Origin of the sequence: Pseudoroseicyclus sp. CXY001, assembly GCF_041714655.1 — a bacterium.
Classification (GTDB): Bacteria; Pseudomonadota; Alphaproteobacteria; order Rhodobacterales; family Rhodobacteraceae; genus Pseudoroseicyclus_A.
The window spans coordinates 1,132,832-1,151,348 of record NZ_CP168219.1; the positions used below are offsets into that span (position 1 = coordinate 1,132,832).

The 18,517-nt window shown below is 69.9% G+C and carries 19 protein-coding genes; 1 reads left to right on the top strand and 18 read right to left on the bottom strand.

Annotation, left to right across the window (positions count from 1 at the left end):
• Positions 1 to 128: 128 nt before the first annotated feature.
• The 10 genes from ACAZ03_RS05620 to ACAZ03_RS05665 all read right to left on the bottom strand — a co-directional run bounded on the left by ACAZ03_RS05620 (position 129) and on the right by ACAZ03_RS05665 (position 9,448).
• Entirely contained in the window at positions 129 to 380 is a 252-nt protein-coding gene (locus ACAZ03_RS05620; RefSeq protein WP_373356413.1) for a formate dehydrogenase subunit delta, read from the bottom strand.
• Positions 370 to 1,149, bottom strand: coding sequence for a formate dehydrogenase accessory sulfurtransferase FdhD (gene fdhD, locus ACAZ03_RS05625; RefSeq protein ID WP_373356414.1), 780 nt, complete (start codon positions 1,147 to 1,149; stop codon positions 370 to 372). Before fdhD ends, ACAZ03_RS05620 begins: the two co-directional genes overlap by 11 nt.
• 1 nt (position 1,150) lies before the next feature.
• Entirely contained in the window at positions 1,151 to 4,096 is a 2,946-nt protein-coding gene (gene fdhF, locus ACAZ03_RS05630; RefSeq protein WP_373356415.1) for a formate dehydrogenase subunit alpha, read from the bottom strand.
• 130 nt (positions 4,097 to 4,226) lie between these two features.
• Positions 4,227 to 4,436, bottom strand: a complete 210-nt coding sequence (locus ACAZ03_RS05635; RefSeq protein WP_373356416.1) for a DUF4287 domain-containing protein — start codon at positions 4,434 to 4,436, stop codon at positions 4,227 to 4,229.
• Positions 4,433 to 4,849 carry a FosX/FosE/FosI family fosfomycin resistance hydrolase gene (gene fosX, locus ACAZ03_RS05640; RefSeq protein WP_373356417.1) on the bottom strand — a complete coding sequence of 139 codons (417 nt, stop codon included), beginning with the start codon at positions 4,847 to 4,849 and terminating at the stop codon, positions 4,433 to 4,435. Before fosX ends, ACAZ03_RS05635 begins: the two co-directional genes overlap by 4 nt.
• Positions 4,846 to 6,345 (bottom strand): NADH-ubiquinone oxidoreductase-F iron-sulfur binding region domain-containing protein, encoded by a 1,500-nt coding sequence (locus ACAZ03_RS05645; protein ID WP_373356418.1) that lies wholly within the window; start codon positions 6,343 to 6,345, stop codon positions 4,846 to 4,848. Before ACAZ03_RS05645 ends, fosX begins: the two co-directional genes overlap by 4 nt.
• Positions 6,342 to 6,821 (bottom strand): formate dehydrogenase subunit gamma, encoded by a 480-nt coding sequence (locus ACAZ03_RS05650; RefSeq protein ID WP_373356419.1) that lies wholly within the window; start codon positions 6,819 to 6,821, stop codon positions 6,342 to 6,344. Before ACAZ03_RS05650 ends, ACAZ03_RS05645 begins: the two co-directional genes overlap by 4 nt.
• Before the next feature lie 98 nt (positions 6,822 to 6,919).
• Entirely contained in the window at positions 6,920 to 7,798 is an 879-nt protein-coding gene (locus tag ACAZ03_RS05655) for a LysR family transcriptional regulator (protein WP_373356420.1), read from the bottom strand.
• 253 nt (positions 7,799 to 8,051) lie between these two features.
• A complete protein-coding gene (locus tag ACAZ03_RS05660; protein ID WP_373356421.1) occupies positions 8,052 to 8,582 on the bottom strand; it encodes an adenine phosphoribosyltransferase in 531 nt (176 codons plus the stop codon).
• Positions 8,579 to 9,448, bottom strand: a complete 870-nt coding sequence (locus tag ACAZ03_RS05665; protein ID WP_373356422.1) for an S-methyl-5'-thioadenosine phosphorylase — start codon at positions 9,446 to 9,448, stop codon at positions 8,579 to 8,581. Before ACAZ03_RS05665 ends, ACAZ03_RS05660 begins: the two co-directional genes overlap by 4 nt.
• 193 nt (positions 9,449 to 9,641) lie before the next feature.
• On the opposite strand from ACAZ03_RS05665, the gene ACAZ03_RS05670 reads away from it, so the two are divergent.
• Positions 9,642 to 9,992: a GFA family protein gene (locus ACAZ03_RS05670; protein ID WP_373356423.1), complete on the top strand. Its 351-nt coding sequence runs from the start codon at positions 9,642 to 9,644 to the stop codon at positions 9,990 to 9,992.
• Between the two features lie 31 nt (positions 9,993 to 10,023).
• Here the strand turns inward: ACAZ03_RS05670 and ACAZ03_RS05675 are convergent, their stop codons facing one another.
• The 8 genes from ACAZ03_RS05675 to ACAZ03_RS05710 all read right to left on the bottom strand — a co-directional run bounded on the left by ACAZ03_RS05675 (position 10,024) and on the right by ACAZ03_RS05710 (position 18,491).
• Entirely contained in the window at positions 10,024 to 10,749 is a 726-nt protein-coding gene (locus tag ACAZ03_RS05675) for an endonuclease/exonuclease/phosphatase family protein (protein ID WP_373356424.1), read from the bottom strand.
• Positions 10,746 to 12,098, bottom strand: coding sequence for a phospholipase D-like domain-containing protein (locus ACAZ03_RS05680; protein WP_373356425.1), 1,353 nt, complete (start codon positions 12,096 to 12,098; stop codon positions 10,746 to 10,748). The genes ACAZ03_RS05675 and ACAZ03_RS05680 overlap by 4 nt, the downstream gene beginning before the upstream one ends.
• Positions 12,099 to 12,790: 692 nt before the next feature.
• The gene (locus ACAZ03_RS05685; RefSeq protein WP_373356426.1) at positions 12,791 to 13,564 is read right to left on the bottom strand and encodes a class I SAM-dependent methyltransferase; all 774 of its coding nucleotides are present in this window, start codon (positions 13,562 to 13,564) and stop codon (positions 12,791 to 12,793) included.
• Positions 13,565 to 13,567: 3 nt separating this feature from the next.
• Positions 13,568 to 14,431 carry a dimethylsulfonioproprionate lyase family protein gene (locus tag ACAZ03_RS05690; protein WP_373356427.1) on the bottom strand — a complete coding sequence of 288 codons (864 nt, stop codon included), beginning with the start codon at positions 14,429 to 14,431 and terminating at the stop codon, positions 13,568 to 13,570.
• Positions 14,428 to 15,267 (bottom strand): ABC transporter permease, encoded by an 840-nt coding sequence (locus tag ACAZ03_RS05695; RefSeq protein WP_373356428.1) that lies wholly within the window; start codon positions 15,265 to 15,267, stop codon positions 14,428 to 14,430. Before ACAZ03_RS05695 ends, ACAZ03_RS05690 begins: the two co-directional genes overlap by 4 nt.
• Positions 15,264 to 16,241, bottom strand: coding sequence for an ABC transporter permease (locus tag ACAZ03_RS05700; RefSeq protein WP_373356429.1), 978 nt, complete (start codon positions 16,239 to 16,241; stop codon positions 15,264 to 15,266). Before ACAZ03_RS05700 ends, ACAZ03_RS05695 begins: the two co-directional genes overlap by 4 nt.
• A 4-nt stretch (positions 16,242 to 16,245) precedes the next feature.
• Positions 16,246 to 17,349, bottom strand: coding sequence for an ABC transporter ATP-binding protein (locus ACAZ03_RS05705; protein WP_373356430.1), 1,104 nt, complete (start codon positions 17,347 to 17,349; stop codon positions 16,246 to 16,248).
• A gap of 41 nt (positions 17,350 to 17,390) precedes the next feature.
• Positions 17,391 to 18,491: a polyamine ABC transporter substrate-binding protein gene (locus ACAZ03_RS05710; RefSeq protein ID WP_373356431.1), complete on the bottom strand. Its 1,101-nt coding sequence runs from the start codon at positions 18,489 to 18,491 to the stop codon at positions 17,391 to 17,393.
• Positions 18,492 to 18,517 lie beyond the last annotated feature (26 nt).

An 18,517-nucleotide genomic window follows, 5' to 3' on the forward strand; every position in this document is an offset into this window, starting at 1 on the left:
GAGGGGAGCGGGGGTTTACCGTTCGCTAACCATGATGGGGGTAGCGTGGCCGCGCGGTACAGGCTGAGGAGCCGATGACCGCAAGGGGCACGCCCCGCTTCGGGGACCTGGTCGGGGCGGGCTTTGCCTCAGAGGCTGCGGGGCGCCTTGGTTGCGGGCGGCGGAGCATCGCCCGCGGCGAGGTGGCGCGCGCCGTCGAGGGCGAGGGGCGAGAGGCCGTCGCCGCCGCCGTCGACGATGGAGAAGAGATCGCGGCGCATCTGGGGAGACCAGAAGTCCTTCAGATGCCCGGCCACGCGCTCGGCCGCGTCTCCGCCGGGCTGCGAGGCGAAGAACGTGGCGATCTGGTTGGCCATGCGGACAATCTTGTCACTCTGCATGCTGGGCCTCCGTGAAACGGTTGGGATGCGAATAGGCCGTGAGCCGCCCGCCGGCGCGGCTGACGAGGGTGAGGCCGGCCTCCTCCGCCAGCCGCACCGCATGGGCCGTGGGGGCGGAGACGGAGAGGAGTATCGGCGCGCCGGCCATGACGGCCTTCTGCACCATCTCGACTGACAGCCGCGAGGTGACCACGAGCACGCCGGCCTCGGCGGGCAGGCGCGAGCGCAGGAGCCCGCCGATCAGCTTGTCGAGCGCGTTGTGGCGGCCGACATCCTCGCGGGCCTCCGTCACGCCGGAGCCCGGGAGCCAGAAGCCGGCTGCATGGACGGCGCGGGTCTCGTCATGAAGAGGCTGGAGCTGGCGGAGCGCATCGAGCGCGGCACCCGCCTCGGCCTCGCTGATCGAAAGCGGCGAGGCGGGCAGGCGGGGCAGGGGGCGGACGGCCTGATCGAGCGAATCGATGCCGCAGAGGCCGCAGCCGACCGGGCCGGCCATGGCGCGGCGGCGGGCGGCCATCGCCTCCGCCCGGTGCTCGGGCAGCCAGAGCCGCGCCTCGAGCCCGGCCTCCTGCGGCACCACCTCGACCTCGCCTATTTCCTCCGCCGTCGCCAGCCCCTCGGTCAAAGCGAAGCCGGTGGCGAAATCCTCGATATCGGCCGGGGTCGCCATCATCACCGCCTGGGTCGTGCCGTTGAAGACCAGCGCCACGGGCACCTCCTCGGCGAGGAGGCGCCCGGCATGGCGCTGGCTGACCGGCGGCAGGGCCATGCTACTCGGCGGCGGGCAGGATGCGGCGGGCGAGGGCGGCCTCCGCCTCATAGGCCTCCTGCCAGTCGGACGGGCCGTTGGAGGCGGCGACCTGCACGGCCGTCACCTTGTATTCCGGGCAGTTGGTGGCCCAGTCGGAATAGTCGGTCGTGACCACGTTGGCCTGGGTCGAGGGGTGGTGGAAGGTCGTATAGACGACGCCCGGCGCCACCCGATCCGTCACCAGCGCGCGGAGCGAGACCTCGCCCGAGCGCGAAGCCAGCCGCACCCAGTCGCCCGACTTGAGGCCGCGGTTCTCGGCATCGAAGGGATGGATCTCGAGCCGGTCCTCCTCGTGCCAGCGCACGTTCTCCGTCCGCCGCGTCTGGGCGCCGACGTTGTACTGGCTGAGGGTCCGCCCCGTGGTCAGGAGGAGCGGGAAGCGCGGCCCGGTCTTCTCGTCGGTCGCCACATATTCGGTGTGGATGAACTGCCCCTTGCCGCGCACGAAGCCATCGACATGCATGACCGGAGAGCCCTCGGGCGCCGCGTCGTTGCAGGGCCACTGGACGGAGCCGCGCTCCTCCAGCATCTCGTAGTTCACGCCCGCGAAGCCCGGGGTGGTCATGGCGATCTCGGCCATGATCTGCGCCGGATGCGTGTAGTGCCAGTTGCCGCCCATGGCATTGGCGAGGAGCTGGGTGACCTCCCAGTCGGCGTGGCCGTTCTTCGGCTTCATCACCTCGCGGACGCGGTTGATGCGGCGCTCGGCGTTGGTGAAGGTCCCGTCCTTCTCGAGGAAGGTGGAGCCGGGCAGGAAGACATGGGCGTGGTTGGCGGTCTCGTTGAGGAAGAGATCCTGCACGATGACGCAGTCCATCGCCTTGAGGCCGGCCGACACATGCTTGGTGTCGGGGTCGGATTGGAGGATATCCTCGCCCTGGATGTAGATGCCCTTGAAGCGGCCGTTCACCGCCTCGTCGAGCATGTTGGGGATGCGGAGCCCCGGCTCGGGGTCGATCTCGACGCCCCAGGCGCTCTCGAAGATGCCGCGGGCGCCGGCGTCGGAGACATGGCGGTAGCCGGGCAGCTCATGGGGGAAGCTCCCCATGTCGCAGGAGCCCTGGACGTTGTTCTGGCCGCGCAGCGGGTTCACGCCGACGCCGGGGCGGCCGATGTTGCCGGTCATCATCGCGAGATTGGCGATGGCCATGACGGTGGTGGAGCCCTGGGAATGCTCGGTGACGCCGAGCCCGTAGTAGATCGAGCCGTTGGGGGCGGCCGCGAACATGCGGGCAGCGGCGCGGAGCTCGCCGGCCGGCACGCCGGTCTGCGCCTCGGTCGCCTCGGGGGAATGGCGCTCCTCGCTGACGAACTCGGCATAGGCCAGGAACTCGTCCCAGTCGCAGCGCTCCTGGATGAACGCCCGGTCGACGAGGCCCTCGGTCACGATCACATGGGCGAGCGCCGTCATCACGGCGACATTCGTGCCGGGGCGGAGCGCGAGGTGATGGGCCGCCTTGATATGCGGGGTCCTGACGAGGTCGATCCGGCGCGGGTCGATGACGATGAGCCCGGCGCCCTGCCGGAGCCGCTTCTTCAGGCGCGAGGCGAAGACGGGGTGGCCGTCCGTCGGGTTGGCGCCGATGACGATGGCGACGTCGGTCTGCTCGACAGAGTCGAAGTTCTGCGTGCCGGCGGAGGTGCCGAAGGTGGTCTTCAGCCCATAGCCGGTCGGCGAATGGCAGACGCGGGCGCAGGTGTCGGTGTTGTTGTTGCGGAAGACGGCGCGGGCCAGTTTCTGGACGAGGTAGGTCTCCTCATTGGTGCAGCGGGACGAGGTGATGACGCCGATGGAATCCTTGCCATGCGCCTCCTGGATGCCGCGGAGCTTGCCGGCGGCGAAGCCGATGGCCTCGTCCCAGCTGACCACACGCCAGGGCTCGTCGATGCTGTCGCGGATCATCGGCTCGGTCATCCGTTCGTTGTGGTTGGCATAGCCCCAGGCAAAGCGGCCCTTGACGCAGCTATGGCCGCGGTTGGCCTCGCCGTGCTTCCAGGGCTCCATGCGCACGAGCTGGTCGCCGCGCATATGCGCCTCGAAGGAGCAGCCGACGCCGCAATAGGCGCAGGTGGTCACCACCTTGCGGTCGGGCGTGCCGAGTTCGGCGATGGACTTCTCCTGCAGGGTCGCCGTCGGGCAGGCCTGCACGCAAGCGCCGCAGGAGACGCAGGGGCTGGTGAAGGCATCGTCGTTCATGTCGCCGAAGGAGACGCGGCTGTCGAAGCCCCGGCCCTCGATGGTCAGCGCGAAGGTGCCCTGCACCTCCTCGCAAGCGCGGACGCAGCGCGAGCAGACGATGCATTTCGACGGGTCATAGGTGAAATAGGGGTTCGACTCGTCCTTCGGCAGGAAGTTGTCGTTGCCCGCGGCCATGGCGGCGAGGTCCGGCGCGCGCCACGCGGCCTCTGCCTGGCTGCGGGCGCCGATGCCGGCGGGGTCGTAATGGTTGGCGCCGGGCTTGTAGCGCACGTCGCGGAGGCCCACTTCGCCGGCGGCATCCTGCAGCTCGCAATCGCCGTTGGCCGAGCAGGTCAGGCAGTCGAGCGGGTGGTCGGAGATGTAGAGCTCCATGACCCCCTTGCGCAGCTTGCGGATCTCCGGCGTCTCGGTCTTGACCACCATGCCCTCGGCGACCGGGGTGGTGCAGGACGAGGGCGTGCCGCGCCGCCCCTCGATCTCGACGAGGCAGAGCCGGCAGGAGCCGAAGGCCTCGAGATTGTCGGAGGCGCAGAGCTTGGGAATGGAGATGCCCGCCAGCGCCGCGGCCCGCATGACGGAGGTCCCCTCGGGGACGGTCACCTCGAAGCCGTCGACCGTGAGCTTCACCGGGGCGCCCTGGCGGGCGGGGGTGCCGAGGTCGCGGGTGGAGAAGGGGCCGTCATCGGGGATGATGAAATCTTTCATCGGGCGCTCCTGTGAGATCGGGTCCACGGAAATCGCGCGATTTCCGTGCACGAATTTCGCGCGAAATTCGTGGGCGTAACGTCGGAGGGCGGAAACCATATGGTTTCCGCGGTGCGGGGCGCGGCGGGCATCACTTGCCCCCCTTGGCACGCCAGGCGGCGACGAGGGCGTTGGCATGGCCGTGGCCGAACCCATGCGCGCTCTTCAGCCAGGCGACATGTTCCATGTGTTTCTTCTCGCCGGCGCCATCCAGAAGCCCCATCCAATGCGCAATCGGCTGGCCGTATTTGGCCTCGATGGAGGGGAAATAGGAGGCCGGGCCCTTGACCGTGTCGCTCATGCCGTCTCCCTCCCCCGCGCATAGCGGGCGAGCCGCTCCTGCAGCGTGCCGGTGTGCAGCTCGAACAGGTGATTGTCGAAATCGTAGAAATAGAGCGAGCGGCCCTCGCCGGTGACGCGCGGGCGTTCGGGGCGGAAGGTGACGCCGAGGGCGGCGAGGCGCTCGCGGGCGGCGTCGAGCTCGCCCTCGCCGATCTGGAAGGCGACGTGGTTGTAGCTGCGGGTCGGCAGCGCCGCCCCCTCCATCACCGCGATCCAGAGCCCACCGAGGTCGAAGAAGGCCTCCGGGCTCTCCGAAAAGGTCTCCTCGCCCGAGGCATAGATCTGCCGCGCGCCGAGCCCTTCGGTCAGGAGCCGCGCCATCCGGGGGAGGTCGGAGCTGATGAAGGTGATATGGCTGAGGCCGGTGATCACTCGGCGGCCTCGCGGGCGGGCTGGAATTCCTCGGGGAAGTGCCGGACGGCGCTCATCACCGGATAGGGCGTGAAGCCGCCGAGCGCGCAGAGCGAGCCGAACTTCATCGTGTTGCAGAGGTCTTCGAGGAGCGGCAGGGCGGCGGCATCGCCGGCCGCGATGCGGTCGATCGTCTCGACCCCGCGCACGGCGCCGAGGCGGCAGGGCGTGCACTTGCCGCAGCTCTCGATGGCACAGAACTCCATGGCGAAGCGCGCCTGCGCGACCATGTCGGCGCTTTCGTCGAACACCGTGATCCCGGCATGGCCGATGAGCCCGCCAGCGGCGTCGAAATCCTCGTAGGTGAAGGGCGTGTCGAAGAGCGCGGGCGGGAAATAGGCCCCGAGCGGGCCGCCGACCTGCACGGCCTTCACCGGCGCCCCGGAGCGGGTGCCGCCGCCGACCTCGTTGACCAGCTCGCCGAGGGTCATGCCGAAGGGCGCCTCGAAGAGGCCGCCGCGCGCGACATTGCCGGCGATCTGGATCGGCATCGTGCCCTTGGAGCGCCCGGCGCCGTAGCCGGCATAGGCGGCGCCGCCCTCCGTCAGGATCGCCGGGACCGAGGCGAGCGTCAGCACGTTGTTGACCAGCGTCGGCTTGCCGAAGGCGCCCTCGAGCGCCGGCAACGGCGGCTTGGCGCGCACGACGCCGCGCTTGCCTTCGAGGCTGTTCAGGAGCGAGGTCTCCTCGCCGCAGACATAGGCGCCGGCGCCGATGCGCAGCTCGATGTCGAAGCCGTCGCCTAGAACCTTGGCGGCGCGCGCGATGCGCAGCGCCTCGGTCAGCGTGGCGATGGCATCGGGGTACTCGCTGCGGATGTAGATGAAGCCCTTGTGCGCCATGCAGGCGAGGCCGGCGATGGCCATGCCCTCGATGAGGCAGAAGGGGTCGCCCTCCATCAGCATCCGGTCGGCGAAGGTCCCCGAATCGCCCTCGTCGGCATTGCAGACGATGTACTTCCGGTCGGCGGAGGCTTTCGAGACGGTCGTCCACTTGATCCCCGCCGGGAAGCCGGCGCCGCCGCGGCCGCGGAGGCCCGAGGCGTTGAGCTCTTCGAGAATGCCGTCGGGCCCGAGGGCCCTGGCGCGCTCCAGCCCGGCAAGGCCGCCCTGGGCGCGGTAATCATCGAGCGAAAGCGGGTCGATCAGGCCGCAGCGGGCGAAGGTCAGGCGGGTCTGGGCGGCGAAGAAGGGGATCTCCTCCGTCGGGCCCTGGCCCTTGTCGCAGGTGCCTGCCAGGAGCGCGGTGGCATCGCCGGGCTCCAGCGGGCCGAAGGCATGGCGGGTGCCGTCCACCTCGACCTCGGCCATCGGCTCCAGCCAGTGCATGCCGCGCGAGCCGGTGCGGATGAGCGTGAGCTCCACGCCCTGGCGCTCCGCCTCGGCGGCCAGAGCCTCTGCGACCTCGTCGCCCCCGAGCGCGAGGGAGGCGGCATCCTTCGAAAGCCAGATCTTCACCGTTGCAGCTCCTCGATGAGGGCGAGAAAGCGGCTGCGGGTGAGGCTGCCCTTCACCTTGCCGTCGATCATGGCGGAGGGGCCGGAGGCGCAGAGGCCGAGGCAATAGACCGGCTCGAGCGTGATCGCCCCGTCTTCGGTGGTCTCGTGCCAGCCGATGCCGAGCCGATCCTGCGCCAGCTCGGCGATGCCGGCGCCGCCCTGCGCCTGGCAAGCCTCGGCGCGGCAAAGGCGAAGCACATGGGTGCCCGCGGGCGCCGCGCGGAAATCGTGGTAGAAGGAGACCACCCCATGCACCTCGGCGCGGCTGAGGTTGAGCGCCTCGGCGATCACCGGCACGGCGGCCTGGGGCACATGGCCCCATTCGGCCTGCACCGCATGCAGGATCGGCAGGAGCGGACCTTCCAGCTCCCGATGTGCGGCGAGGATCTCGGCCAGCCTCTCCTCGAGGCCGTCCGGCAAGGTCTGGTCGGTCACGGGGCCCTCCGACAATGGTGGGAAGAGGATGACGGGGGTCGATGCAGAAATCAATATCGTGGAATGGTTGGACGATAGGGGATGCCTATCGATTAGGTCTATTCCGCGAAGGCCTTCGCCTCGGCGAGAAAGGCCTTGAGGAGCGGCGGCAGCGGGTCGCGCGGCGGGTAGACGAGGCCGACCTGGTGGCGGGCATCGGGCGCGGTGAGCGGCGTCGCCGAAAGGGGGCCGGTGGCGAGGAAGGCCTCCGCCGCCCGGGAGGGCAGAATCGTCGCCCAGCCGCCGGAAAGGACGTGGGAGACGAGGGTGATCGTGGAGTTGGTCTCCACCTGCGGATGCGCCGTCACCCCCGCCTCGGCCAGATGGCCGTCGATGATCCGGCGGTTTTGCATCTCGGGCGTTAGAAGGCAGAGCGTCATCCCCTCGAGCGCCGCCCAGGGGAGCGTCTTGCTGCCCGGCGCCTCGTCGGCGCGGGTCACGAGCACATAGCGCTCGTCATAGAGCGGCTGGCTGCGGGCGCGGCCGAGGGGCTCGTTGTCCAGATAGGTGAGGCCGACGTCGATGGAGAGATCCTCGAGCCCGGCAAGGATCTCGGCGGAGGAGGCGGAGGTGATGGTGAGCCGGAGCCCCGGATGCCGCGCGGCGCTGGCGGCGGAGAGCCGTGCGGCGGCGGTGAGCGCCGTCGGGATCACGGCCAGATGCAGCCGGCCGGAGAGCCCCTCGCGCGCGGTGCGGAGCTCCTCCTTCATGGTGCGCACATCGGCGGTGAGGCGCCGGGCCCAGGCCAGCACCTGCTCCCCCTCCGGCGTCAGCCCCTGAAAGCGCGAGCCGCGGTTGACGAGGACGACGCCGAGCTGGTTCTCGAGCTGGCGGATGGCGGCGCTGAGGGAGGGCTGGGTGATGCCCGCCTCCTCCGCCGCCCGGCCGAAATGGCGGGTGCGGGCGAGGATGGTGAAGAGGTCGAGCCGGTCGAGCATGGGGGGAGGGTAGGGGCGCGGGGGCGCGAGGGGAAGGTGGGCCGGTCAGCGGAGCGCCTGCGGCGCGTTGTTCTTGGTGCGGTGGGGGCTTTGCCCCCACACCCCCAGGATTTTTGGGAGCAAAGACTGGGGGCGGGGGGGCGAGGGGACGGCGGGCGGCGGAGGATGGGCGGGTGATGGCGGGGAGAGCCTTCGCTCGAGGGGACGAGCGGTGGGAAGGGCGAGCGGCGGGCGGGGGGGCAGACCGAGCGGTCTAGTCGCCCTCGAAGGAGGTCAGCGCCTGGACCTTCATGCCGAGGCTCTCGAGATGCTTTCGGCCGCCGAGATCGGGCAGGTCGATGAGGAAGGCGCAGCCCACGACCTCGCCGCCCATCTTCTCGATGAGCCGGATGCCGGCCTCGGCGGTGCCGCCGGTGGCGAGGAGATCGTCGACGAGCAGCACCTTCTGGCCGGGCTGGACGGCATCGTCATGCACCTCCATCACCGCTTCCCCGTATTCCAGCTTGTAGCCCTGCGACAGGACGGCGCCCGGCAGCTTGCCGGCCTTGCGGATCGGGACGAAGCCCTTGCCGAGCTGATGCGCCATCGCGCCGCCGATGACGAAGCCGCGCGCCTCGAGCCCGGCGATGAGGTCGATCTTGGCGTCGCGCCAGGGGGCGACGAGGTCGTCCACCGCGCGGCGCATGCCTTCGGGATGCAGGAACAGCGTCGTCACGTCGCGGAACATGATCCCGGGCTTCGGGAAGTCGGGGATCGTGCGGATGTACTCCTTGATATCGCTCACGAAAGGACCCTCCCGGCGACGGCATCGAGCCTTGCGAGGCGCTGCGGGTCGCGGGCGCCGGGGGCGGTCATGATGGCATGTTCGAGCGCCCGGTCGCAGCCGCAGGGGCAGGGGGTCTCGTGGCCCAGATGCTCCGGCATCGCGGCGACGGTGGCGCGGGCATGGCCGGCATTGGCGGCGAGCGTCGCGAGGATGTCGCGGATGTCGACGCTGCCGTGATCGGGGTGCCAGCTGTCGTAATCGGTGACCATGCCGAGGGTGGCGAAGCAGATCTCCGCCTCCCGCGCCAGCTTCGCCTCTGGCATGTTGGTCATGCCGATGATGTCGGCGCCCCAGCTTTCGCGGTACATCCGGCTCTCGGCCAGGGAGGAGAATTGCGGCCCCTCCATCGCCAGATAGGTGCCGCCGTCATGGACGGTGGCGCCGGCCGCGCTTGCGGCGGCGATGGCGGCGCTGCGGAGACGATCGCAGACCGGATGGGCCATGGAGACATGGGCGACGCAGCCGGAGCCGAAGAAGCTGGAGGGGCGACCGACCGTTCTGTCTATGAACTGGTCCACGGCCACGAAATGGCCGGGGGCCATCCCCTCGCGGAAGCTGCCGCAGGCGGAGATGGAGAGGATATCCGTCACGCCGAGCCGCTTCATCGCGTCGATATTGGCGCGGTAGGGCACGTCCGACGGCGCATGGACATGGCCGCGGCCGTGGCGGGGCAGGAAGACCAGATCGAGCCCGCCGAGCCGGCCGGTGAAGAAGGCATCCGACGGTTTGCCCCAGGGGGTCTCGACCTCCTGCCAGGCGGCGTCCTCAAGGCCCTCGATCTCGTAAAGCCCCGATCCGCCGAGGATTCCCAGTTTGCGCGCCATGGCTGCCCCCCTTGCCCGGGATGGAGCCTAGGCCATCGCGGCGAGCGGCGAAAGCGGTGGCGTGGCGAGAGGGGGCCGCGCCGGAGCGGCTGCCGCGAAACGAGGCAGGTTGCGGAACAAAACGTAAACAAACGCTTGCGCGACCGGCCGGGCTCGGCGATCCTTTCCCGAAGATCCATGAGGGAGAATCGTCATGACCCATGTCACCGGGAGCTGCCAGTGCGGCGCCGTGAGCTTCGAGGCCGAGGTCGACCTGACCCATGCCGTCACCTGCAATTGCTCGCGCTGCCAGCGGCTCGGCATGGTTCTGACCTTCACGCCGCGGGAGCAGTTCAAGCTCCTCTCCGGCGAGGGGGCCACCGAGGAATATCTCTTCAACTCGAAGACCATCTCGCACCGGTTCTGCCGGACCTGCGGGGTGGAGGCCTTCGCCTATGGCCAGATGCCGGATGGGGCGGAGATGGCGGCGGTCAACCTCAACTGCGTCGAGGGGGTCGACCCGCGGGCGATCAAGGCCCGGCATTACGACGGGGCCTCCGCCTGAGGACGGCCGGCGCCGGCAGCGATGCCGGCGCTCAGGAGAGGCGGAGTGCGGCGCGGAGCGGCAGGTGATCGGAGGCGAGGCGGGCCTCGGGGCTCGTGACCGCCGAGACGGTGCCGGCCGTGAAATCCGGCGTATGGGCGATGCGGTCGAGCGGGAAGAGCGGCCGGCGCGCGTGATAGGTCGGCGTATCGGCGAGGATGGCGAAGCGGCGGGCCAGCCGGCCGAGGCCGACCGAGGTGCTCCGCTCGTTGAAATCGCCTAACACCAGCGTCGGCAGCTCCTCCGCCGAGGCGGCAAGAAGGTCGTTCAGATGGCTGAGCTGGGCGCGGCGGACGGGCCGGGCCAGCGCCAGGTGGATGGCGAAGACCCGGAAGCGCCGCCCGCCCTTCGCCAGCACCGCCTCCACGGCGCCGCGCGGCTCGAGGCTGCGCAGGTCATGGTGGCGGCGCGACTCGATCTCGATCTCCGGGCCGATCAGCAGGGCATTGCCATGCCAGCCGAGGCTGTCGCGGCCATGGGCGAAGTCGATGGCGCGCAGGCCCGTGCGCTGCAGGATCTCCTTGCGGTCGAGCGCCGGGCGGCGGGGCGGCAGGCGGAGGTCGGCCTCCTGCAGGGCGACGAGATCGGCGCCGAGCTCGCCGATCACCCGCAGGACCCGGTCGGGGTCGCGGCGCCGGTCGGTGCCGAGCGTCTTGCGGATGTTGTAGGTGGCGACGGTGAGGGCGGTCTGGCGGGGCTGGGCGGAAGGGGCGGTCACAGGAAGGGAGCTCCGAGGCGGAAGGCGCTTTCGACGAGGCGGCGGGCGAGGCCGGGCCGGGTGACGCCCTCTTCGGCCGCGCCCTGCGTGGCGCCATACCAGAGTTCGAGCGTGGCGACGCTTTCGGAATCGTAAAGGAAGAGCGCCATCTCGAAATTGAGAAGCATCGAGCGCACGTCGACATTGGCGGAGCCGAGCCAGCCGGCGCCGTCGATGAGGCCGGCCTTGGCATGGAGCATCCCCGGATGGAGGAACACCCGGGCGCCGGCCCGCTGGAGCTGCCTGAGATAGGCGCCGCGGGCGAGGTCGGTCGTGCGCTTGTTGGACTGTGCCGGCACGATGATGCGCACGTCGAGCCCGCGGCGGGCGGCGGTGACGAGCGCCTGGTGCAGGCTCTCGGTCGGCACGAAATAGGGGGTCGCGAGCCAGATGCGGGCCTCGGCGGCATGGATCGCCTGAACGAAGCCCTCGTGCAGCGCGTCGCCCGGATCGTCGGGCCCGGTGGGGACGAGCTGCAGGATCGCCTCGCCCTCGGCCTGATGCGGCGTGTCGGGGCGGGTCGCCGGGGCGCCGCCGGTCACGTCCCAGTCGGAATGGAAGAGGTCGCGGAGCTGCTGGACGATCGGGCCGGCGAGCGTGGCGCTCAGATCCGTCCAGCCGCCGGGGGCGAAGTAGACATCGCCGATGTTGCGCCCGCCGGTCCAGGCGCGGGTATCGTCGGCGATGGCGAGCTTGCGGTGGTTCCTGAGGTTCAGGTGCCCGTTGTCGGGCGGATGCAGGAAGGGCGAGAACCAGCGGAGCTCGCCGCCGGCGGCGCGGAAGGCCCGCAGCTCGCGGGCGGGCGGGCGGAGGGTGCCGAGCCGGTCGAGGACGAGCCGGATGCGCACCCCCTCCCGCGCACGCTCTGCCAGAAGCGACAGGAACGCCCGGCCCTCGGCATCGCGGTCGACGATGTAGAGAAGGATGTCGAGGCTCTCGCGCGCCTCGCGGATGAGGCTGTGCAGCGCCTCGCGCGCCTCCTCCGGGGTGGCCTGCAGCGAGATGGCATTGCCGGTGACGGCGGGCGGGGCGCCGAGGCGGCGGAAGGTCTCGGCGAGGCGCGGCGGGTCGGGCGCGAGCTCCTCCGCCGGCGGGCCGGTGAAGGCGAGGGGCGGGAAGCGGCTGCCCTGCTTGCGCACGCCGAGCATCACGAAGAGCGGCACGGCGAGATAGGGCAGGAGCAGGATGAAGAGGATCCAGGCGAGCGCCGATTGCGGGGTGCGCCGCTGCTGCAGGACGACGATGCCGCAAAGGCCGGCGGCGAGGATGCCGGCGACGACGAGGACATGGTCGTGAAGGAGGTTGAGCAAGGACGGCTCCGGCTGAGGCCAGCGTAAGGTGGGGCCGGGGGCCGGGGATGGCAAGCGGGGGGTGGGGGTGGAAACGCACCCTGCTCGGGGCCGAACGGTCCCGCTAATGCCCTCGCCCGATACGCGCCGCAGGCGCAGGGCGAGCGCCGGCCCGTCCCGCGGGTCGGCGCTCTCGTGGGGCAGCGCGCCCTGTCGAGCGAGGATGTGGCGGCGCCATAAAGGGCAATGCGGAACGGGCAGGAGCGCCAACCCACGGGCCGGCGCTCGCCCTGCGCGGCACCGTCCCTCCCGGTTGCGATGTGGCGGTGGGTTACAAACCCACCCTACGCCTGGTCCAACGGTCCCGCTTATCCCCCGCCCGGTGCGCGCCGCAGGCGCAGTGCGAGCGCCGGCCCGTCCCGCGGGTCGGCGCTCTCGTGGGGCAGCGCAGAGCTCTGAGCGGGGATGTGGCTGCGCCAAAAAGCGCTCTGCGGCGAGGGCAGGAGCGCCAACCCCCGGGCCGGCGCTCACCCTGCGCGGCACTGGTGGGAGATGCGGCGAGGGGGGGCGGTGGGTTGGAAACCCACCCTACGCCGGGTTGCGCGGTGCCGCGCCTTCCAACGCGCAGCGGGCGACCGGCCGGCGAGGGGGTGGCGGGCTGAAGCCCGCCCTACGGGGTGCGGCGGGAGGACCCACCCACCCGGCGTTCGCCTTCACGGCTTGCGGGCGCGGATATGCGTTGGGCGGTGTTCGCCGCTTTCGAGGACGGGGATCATCTTCTGCCAGATGGCGATGTTCTTCGCGACGAAATCGGGGCCGAGGCGGCGGGCGACCTCGTCGGCCCAGGGGCCCTGCATCCGCGAGAGCTCGGTGCGGGCGACTTCCAGATACCAGGGGTTCCGGTCGACGATCCCCACGTCTTCAAGCCCCGCGGCGGCGCAGGCGGCGCGGTAGCGATCCGGCGAGGCCATGCCGAAGTCGAGCTCCTCCGCCTCCATATAGGCGCGCATCGCGGGCGAGGGCGGGCCGTCATGGCCGATCAGCCAGTCGGAGGCGAGGAAGCGGCCGCCGGGCTTCAGGACCCGCGCCACCTCAGCCATCAGCGCCTCCTTGTCGGGGATATGGACGATGGAATCCTTCGAGAAGACCACGTCGAACGTTTCCGGCGGGAAGGGCAGGGGGCCGGGGGCGACCTTGATGAGGCCGATCCGCTCCGCGGCCCCGGCCGAGGCGACGAGCGCCCGGGCGCGGGTCAGGACGCCGTCCTCCACATCGAGCCCGGTGACATAGCCGGCGCCGTGGTTCCGCACCAGGGCGAGGTCTATCCCGCCGGCGCCGCAGCCGATGTCGAGCACCGAGGCGCCCCGGATGTCCTCGCCCTCGAGGACGCGCGCCACCTCCTCCGGCCCGCCGGGGGAGAGGAAGCCCTCGCCCCAGAGGCTCTCGAGGAGGTCCATGAGATCGGCGTGATAGAGCTCGTCGGTCATCGGTCAGCCTTCGTGATCGGCCCAGTCCGGGGCGGGCAGGATGGTGGAGGGCGCCTGGGGATCGGCGAGCCAGGCGTAGAGGCAGAGGAGAGGCACCTCGCCGGCGAGGATCGCATGGGGCGCGTCGGGCGCGTTCCAGACCGGCTCGAAGGCCTCGCGGCTGCTCATCGGCCCGCCGGGATGGAAGCGCCAGCCATGAGGGCCGGTGAAGGGCAGGTAGAGCTCGGGCGCCGGGTGGGAATGGTCGCGGTAGAAGGTGCGCGGCGCGACGAGGAAGAGGCCGACGTCGAGGCCCTGGGCGGGCCAGACGGCGCCGGTCTCGCCGGTCAGCACGCAATAGGCATGGGCCTCGGGGAAGCGGGGGCCGATCTCGGCGCCCGGCGGGTAGTCGTAGCTCATCCAGGGCAGATGCGGCGCCGCCTCGGCGAGGGCGGCGGCGGCGGCCGGCTCGGCCTCCGCCAGGGCGGCGAGGGCGGGGGGCAACTCGGCGGCGAGCACCCTTGCGGCGCGGGCGCCCGCCGGGCCGGCGAGGCGCGGCGGCCCGCCCGCGGCGGCGAGGGCGAAGCGGCTTTCGGGGATGCCCGGCCCCTCGCAGCGCTTGAGGAGCGCCAGAAGCTCACGGCGGAGCGCGGCCAGCGCCGCCTCCGGCCCCCGCTCGGGCGGCGCGGGGATCGCCTCTCCGGCGAGGAGCGGCACCGGGTCGTCGCCGTCGCGGGGGGAGACCATGCGATAGGCCTCCAGCGCCGCGGGGCTGAGCCGACCGGCGCCGTGGAACCACATGGCCGCCGCATAGCGCTGCCGGCCCGAACCCGGCAGGCCGAGCGGCAGGTGGAGCTGGCGCGCCATGTCCTCCGCAAGGTCGGTCACTTGTTCTCCCGGTAGGCCATGGCCATGTCGCGCTGCCGTCGCTTCTCGGCGCGGTTCATGACGATGCCGGCGATGAGAACGCCGATGCCGACGACCAGCACGGTGATCGTCGCCAGCGCGTTGATGTCGGGCGTCACCCCGAGCTTCACCTTCGACCAGATGAGGATCGGCAGCGTCGTGTTGCCGGGGCCGGTTGTGAAGTTGGTGATGACCACATCGTCGAGCGAGATGGTGAAGGCGAGGAGCCAGCCGGCGAGGATGGCGGGCGAGATGACGGGCAGCGTCACGTCCCAGAGCACCTGCCAGGGGCGGGAGCCGAGGTCGACCGCCGCCTCCTCGATCGAGGTGTCCATCGACAGGAGCCGGGCGCGGACGATGGTCGCCACGAAGACGAGGGAGAAGGTGATATGCGCGATGGTGATCGTGGTGAAGCCGCGGCGGAGCGGCCAGCCGATCCATTGCGCCATCAGGATGAAGAGCATGAGCGAGGCGATGCCGGTGATGACCTCCGGCATGACGAGGGGCGCGGTGACGAGGCCGGAGAAGAGCGTCCGCCCCCGGAAGCGCTTTACCCGGACGAGCGCCATGCCGGCCATGGTGCCGAGGATGGTGGCGACAGTCGCCGAGGTCACGGCGATCTTCAGCGACAGAAGCGCCGCCTCGAGCACCTGCTCGTTCTGGAAGAGCTCGCCGTACCACTTGGTCGACCAGCCGCCCCAGACGGTGGCGAGCCGGCTGGCGTTGAACGAATAGACGATCATCGACAGGATCGGCACGTAGAAGAAGACCATGCCGAAGGCGACCATCGCGTAGAGGAACCAGGGGCGGTGGGTCATTCCTCCTGCTCCCGCTTGAAGGCGCGTTCCTCCGCCCGCTGCTCGGCCCAAGTGTAGACCATGAGCGGCACGACGAGCAGCACGAGCAGCGCCACGGCGACGGTGGAGGCCATGGGCCAGTCGCGCGCGAAGCCGAACTCGTCTGAGATCACGCGCCCGATCATCGGCTGCGAGGCCGAGCCGACGAGCGAGGGGATGATGAACTCCCCGCAGGCGGGGATGAAGACGAGCATGCCGCCGGCGATGATGCCGGGCACCGACTGCGGCACGGTGATGTCCCAGAAGACCCGGGTGGGTTTGCTGCCGAGATCCATCGCCGCCTCGTCGAGCGCCAGGTCGAGCCGTTCGAGATTGGCGTAGAGCGGCAGGATCATGAAGGGCAGGTAGGAATAGAGCGTCACCAGGATCACGGCGGCATTGGTGTTCATCAGCGGCACATAGGCGACCTCCCAGGCCTCGGGCACGAGCCCGTTCCAGGCGCCGGTGATCATCTTGTTGAACCAGGCATTGGTGCCGATGAGGCCGATCCAGGCGTAGACGCGGAGGAGAAACGACGTCCAGAACGGCAGGATGACCAGCATGAGCAGGATCGACCGCCAGGAGCTGGAGGCGCGGGCGATGCCGAGCGCGATGGGATAGCCGATGATCAGGCAGAAGAACGTCGCCATCGTCGCGTTGAAGAGCGAGGTCAGATAGGCGCGGATGTAGAGGTCATCCGTGAAGAGCCGCCGGTAGTTCTCCCAGTTGAGGATCGGGTTCTCGCCGCCGAAGCCGAAGGGCGGGGCGGTGGGCGTGCGCGTGGCGACGCTCATGGCGAAGATGATGATGAAGGGGATGAGGAACCACAGGACCAGCCAGATGTAGGGGATCGCGATGATCCCCTGCAGATAGCCGCGCCGGTGGAACCAGCGGCCGATGCGGCGCGAGACAGACAGGTCTGTCTCGCTCGGGGCGGGGTCGGAGAAAGCGGCCATGGCGCTAATCCGTCAGGATGATCGCGGCGGAGGGATCGAAGGAGAGGAAGACCTCGTCCTCCCAATCCGCCACCCATTGCCCCTCGCCGCCCCGCCGGGCGTTGAGGGCATTGGCCGAGACGACGCGCCCCGAGGCGAGCCGCACCCGATAGAGCGAATCCTTGCCGAAATAGGCGAGGCTTGCGACCGTCCCGGCGATCTGGTTGCCGCCCTCGGGCGCCTGCCGCGCAAGGGCGATCTTTTCGGGGCGGATGGCCAGCGTCACTGCGTCGCCGGCCGCGATGTCGCGCTCGGTGGCCACCGTGACCTCGCCGAGGTCTTCCGCCTCGACACGGGCCGTCTCGCCGGTCACCGACAGGACGCGCCCCTCGAAGAGGTTGATCGAGCCGATGAAGTCGGCGACGAAGCGGTTCTTCGGATATTCATAGACATCGGTCGCCGTGCCGATCTGGCGGATGCGGCCCTTGTCCATCACCGCCATGCGGGAGGAGAGCGTCATCGCCTCTTCCTGGTCGTGGGTCACGACGATGAAGGTGACGCCCGTCTGCTCCTGGATCGACATGAGCTCGAACTGGGTGTGCTCGCGCAGCTTCTTGTCGAGCGCCGCGAGCGGCTCGTCGAGGAGCAGGAGCTTCGGCGCCCGCGCCAGCGCCCGCGCCAGCGCCACCCGCTGCCGCTGCCCGCCGGAGATCTGGTGGGGCTTGCGGCCCCGGAAATCCTGAAGCTGCACCAGCTCCAGCATCTCCGTCACCCGGTCGGCCCGCTCGCCCTTGCTGAGGGGCTCGTGCTTCAGGCCGTAGGCGACGTTCTTCTCGACACTCATGTGGGGGAAGAGCGCGTAGCTCTGGAACATCATGTTCACCGGCCGCTCGTAGGGCGGCTCGTCGGTGACGTCCTTTCCGTCGATGAAGATGCGGCCCTTCGTCGGCTCCTCGAAGCCGGCCAGCATCCGCAGCAGCGTCGTCTTCCCGCAGCCCGAGCCGCCGAGGAGCGAGAAGATCTCCCCCCGCTCGATGTCGAAGGAGACGTCGTCGACGGCGAGGAAGGTGCCGAATTTCTTCGTCACCCCCTTCACCGCCACGAAGGGGGCCCCGGTGGCCTCGGCCACCGGAGCCGCCCGTTCGGAACTCGGGCCGTCTGCCAATTGGCTCACCCCGCCTTGATGGCCTGCCAGGCCCGGTTGATCGCCCGGTCCTGATCTTCGCTGAAGGGCTGCGGTGCCCACATGCGGCTGATCGTTTCCTCGTCGGGATAGACCGCCGGATCGGCGAGGATGTCGGGGTCGACGAACTCGTTCGCCGCCGCATTGGCATTGGCATACCAGGTGTAGTTGGTGCAGGCGGCGATGACCTCCGGCCGCAGCATGTAGTTGATGAACGTATAGGCGTTCTCGACATTGTAGCTGTCGGAGGGGATCGCCATCACGTCGAACCACGCCGGCGCGCCGGTCCGCGGCACGTAATAGGCGAGGTTCATGTCGAGCCCCGCCTCGGCGGCCCGCCCGGCCGCGACGCCATAGTCGCCCGACCAGTTGTTGACGACGCAGAGCTCGCCGTTCGGGATCGCGTTCAGGTAGTTGGCATTGTCGAAGGTGCGGATATAGGGCCGGATCGGCGCGAAGGCCTCCACCACTTTGTCGTAGTCGGCGAGGTTCGTCGTATCCCCGTCGAGCCCGAGATATTTCAGCACCATCAGCATGATGTCGGTGGGGCTATCGAGGATCGAGATGCCGCAATCGGCGAGCTTGGCGGCGTTCTCGGGGTCGAAGATCAGATCCATGCTCTGCAGGTCGGCATCGGGGATGCGCTCGCGGACCATGTCGACGTTGAAGGTGAAGCCGGTCGAGCCCCACATGTAGGGCACCGAATAGGCGTTGCCCGGGTCCCAGCCGGCGAGGATCTCGAGAATGCCGGTGTCGAGATTGTCCCAGTTGGTCAGCTTCGACTTGTCGAGCGGCTGGTAGATGCCGGCCTCGATCGAGCGCGGCATGTCGATGCCGGCGTGGAACACGACGTCATAGCCGGTCATGCCGGCCAGCATCTTGGCCTGCATTTCCTCGGAGGAGGAATAGGTGTCGTAGACGGGTTCGATGCCGAACTCGGCCTCGAAATCTTCCAGCGTCGTCTCGCCGATGTAATCCGCCCAATTGTAGATGTTGACGGTGCCGCTCTGCGCCCAGGAGGGGCGGACGAAGGGGGCGGCGAGCCCGCCGCCCATGGCGAGAAGTGTCTTGCGTCGGTTGAGTTTCATGGAGGTCTCCCTGTCTCCTGTTGAAA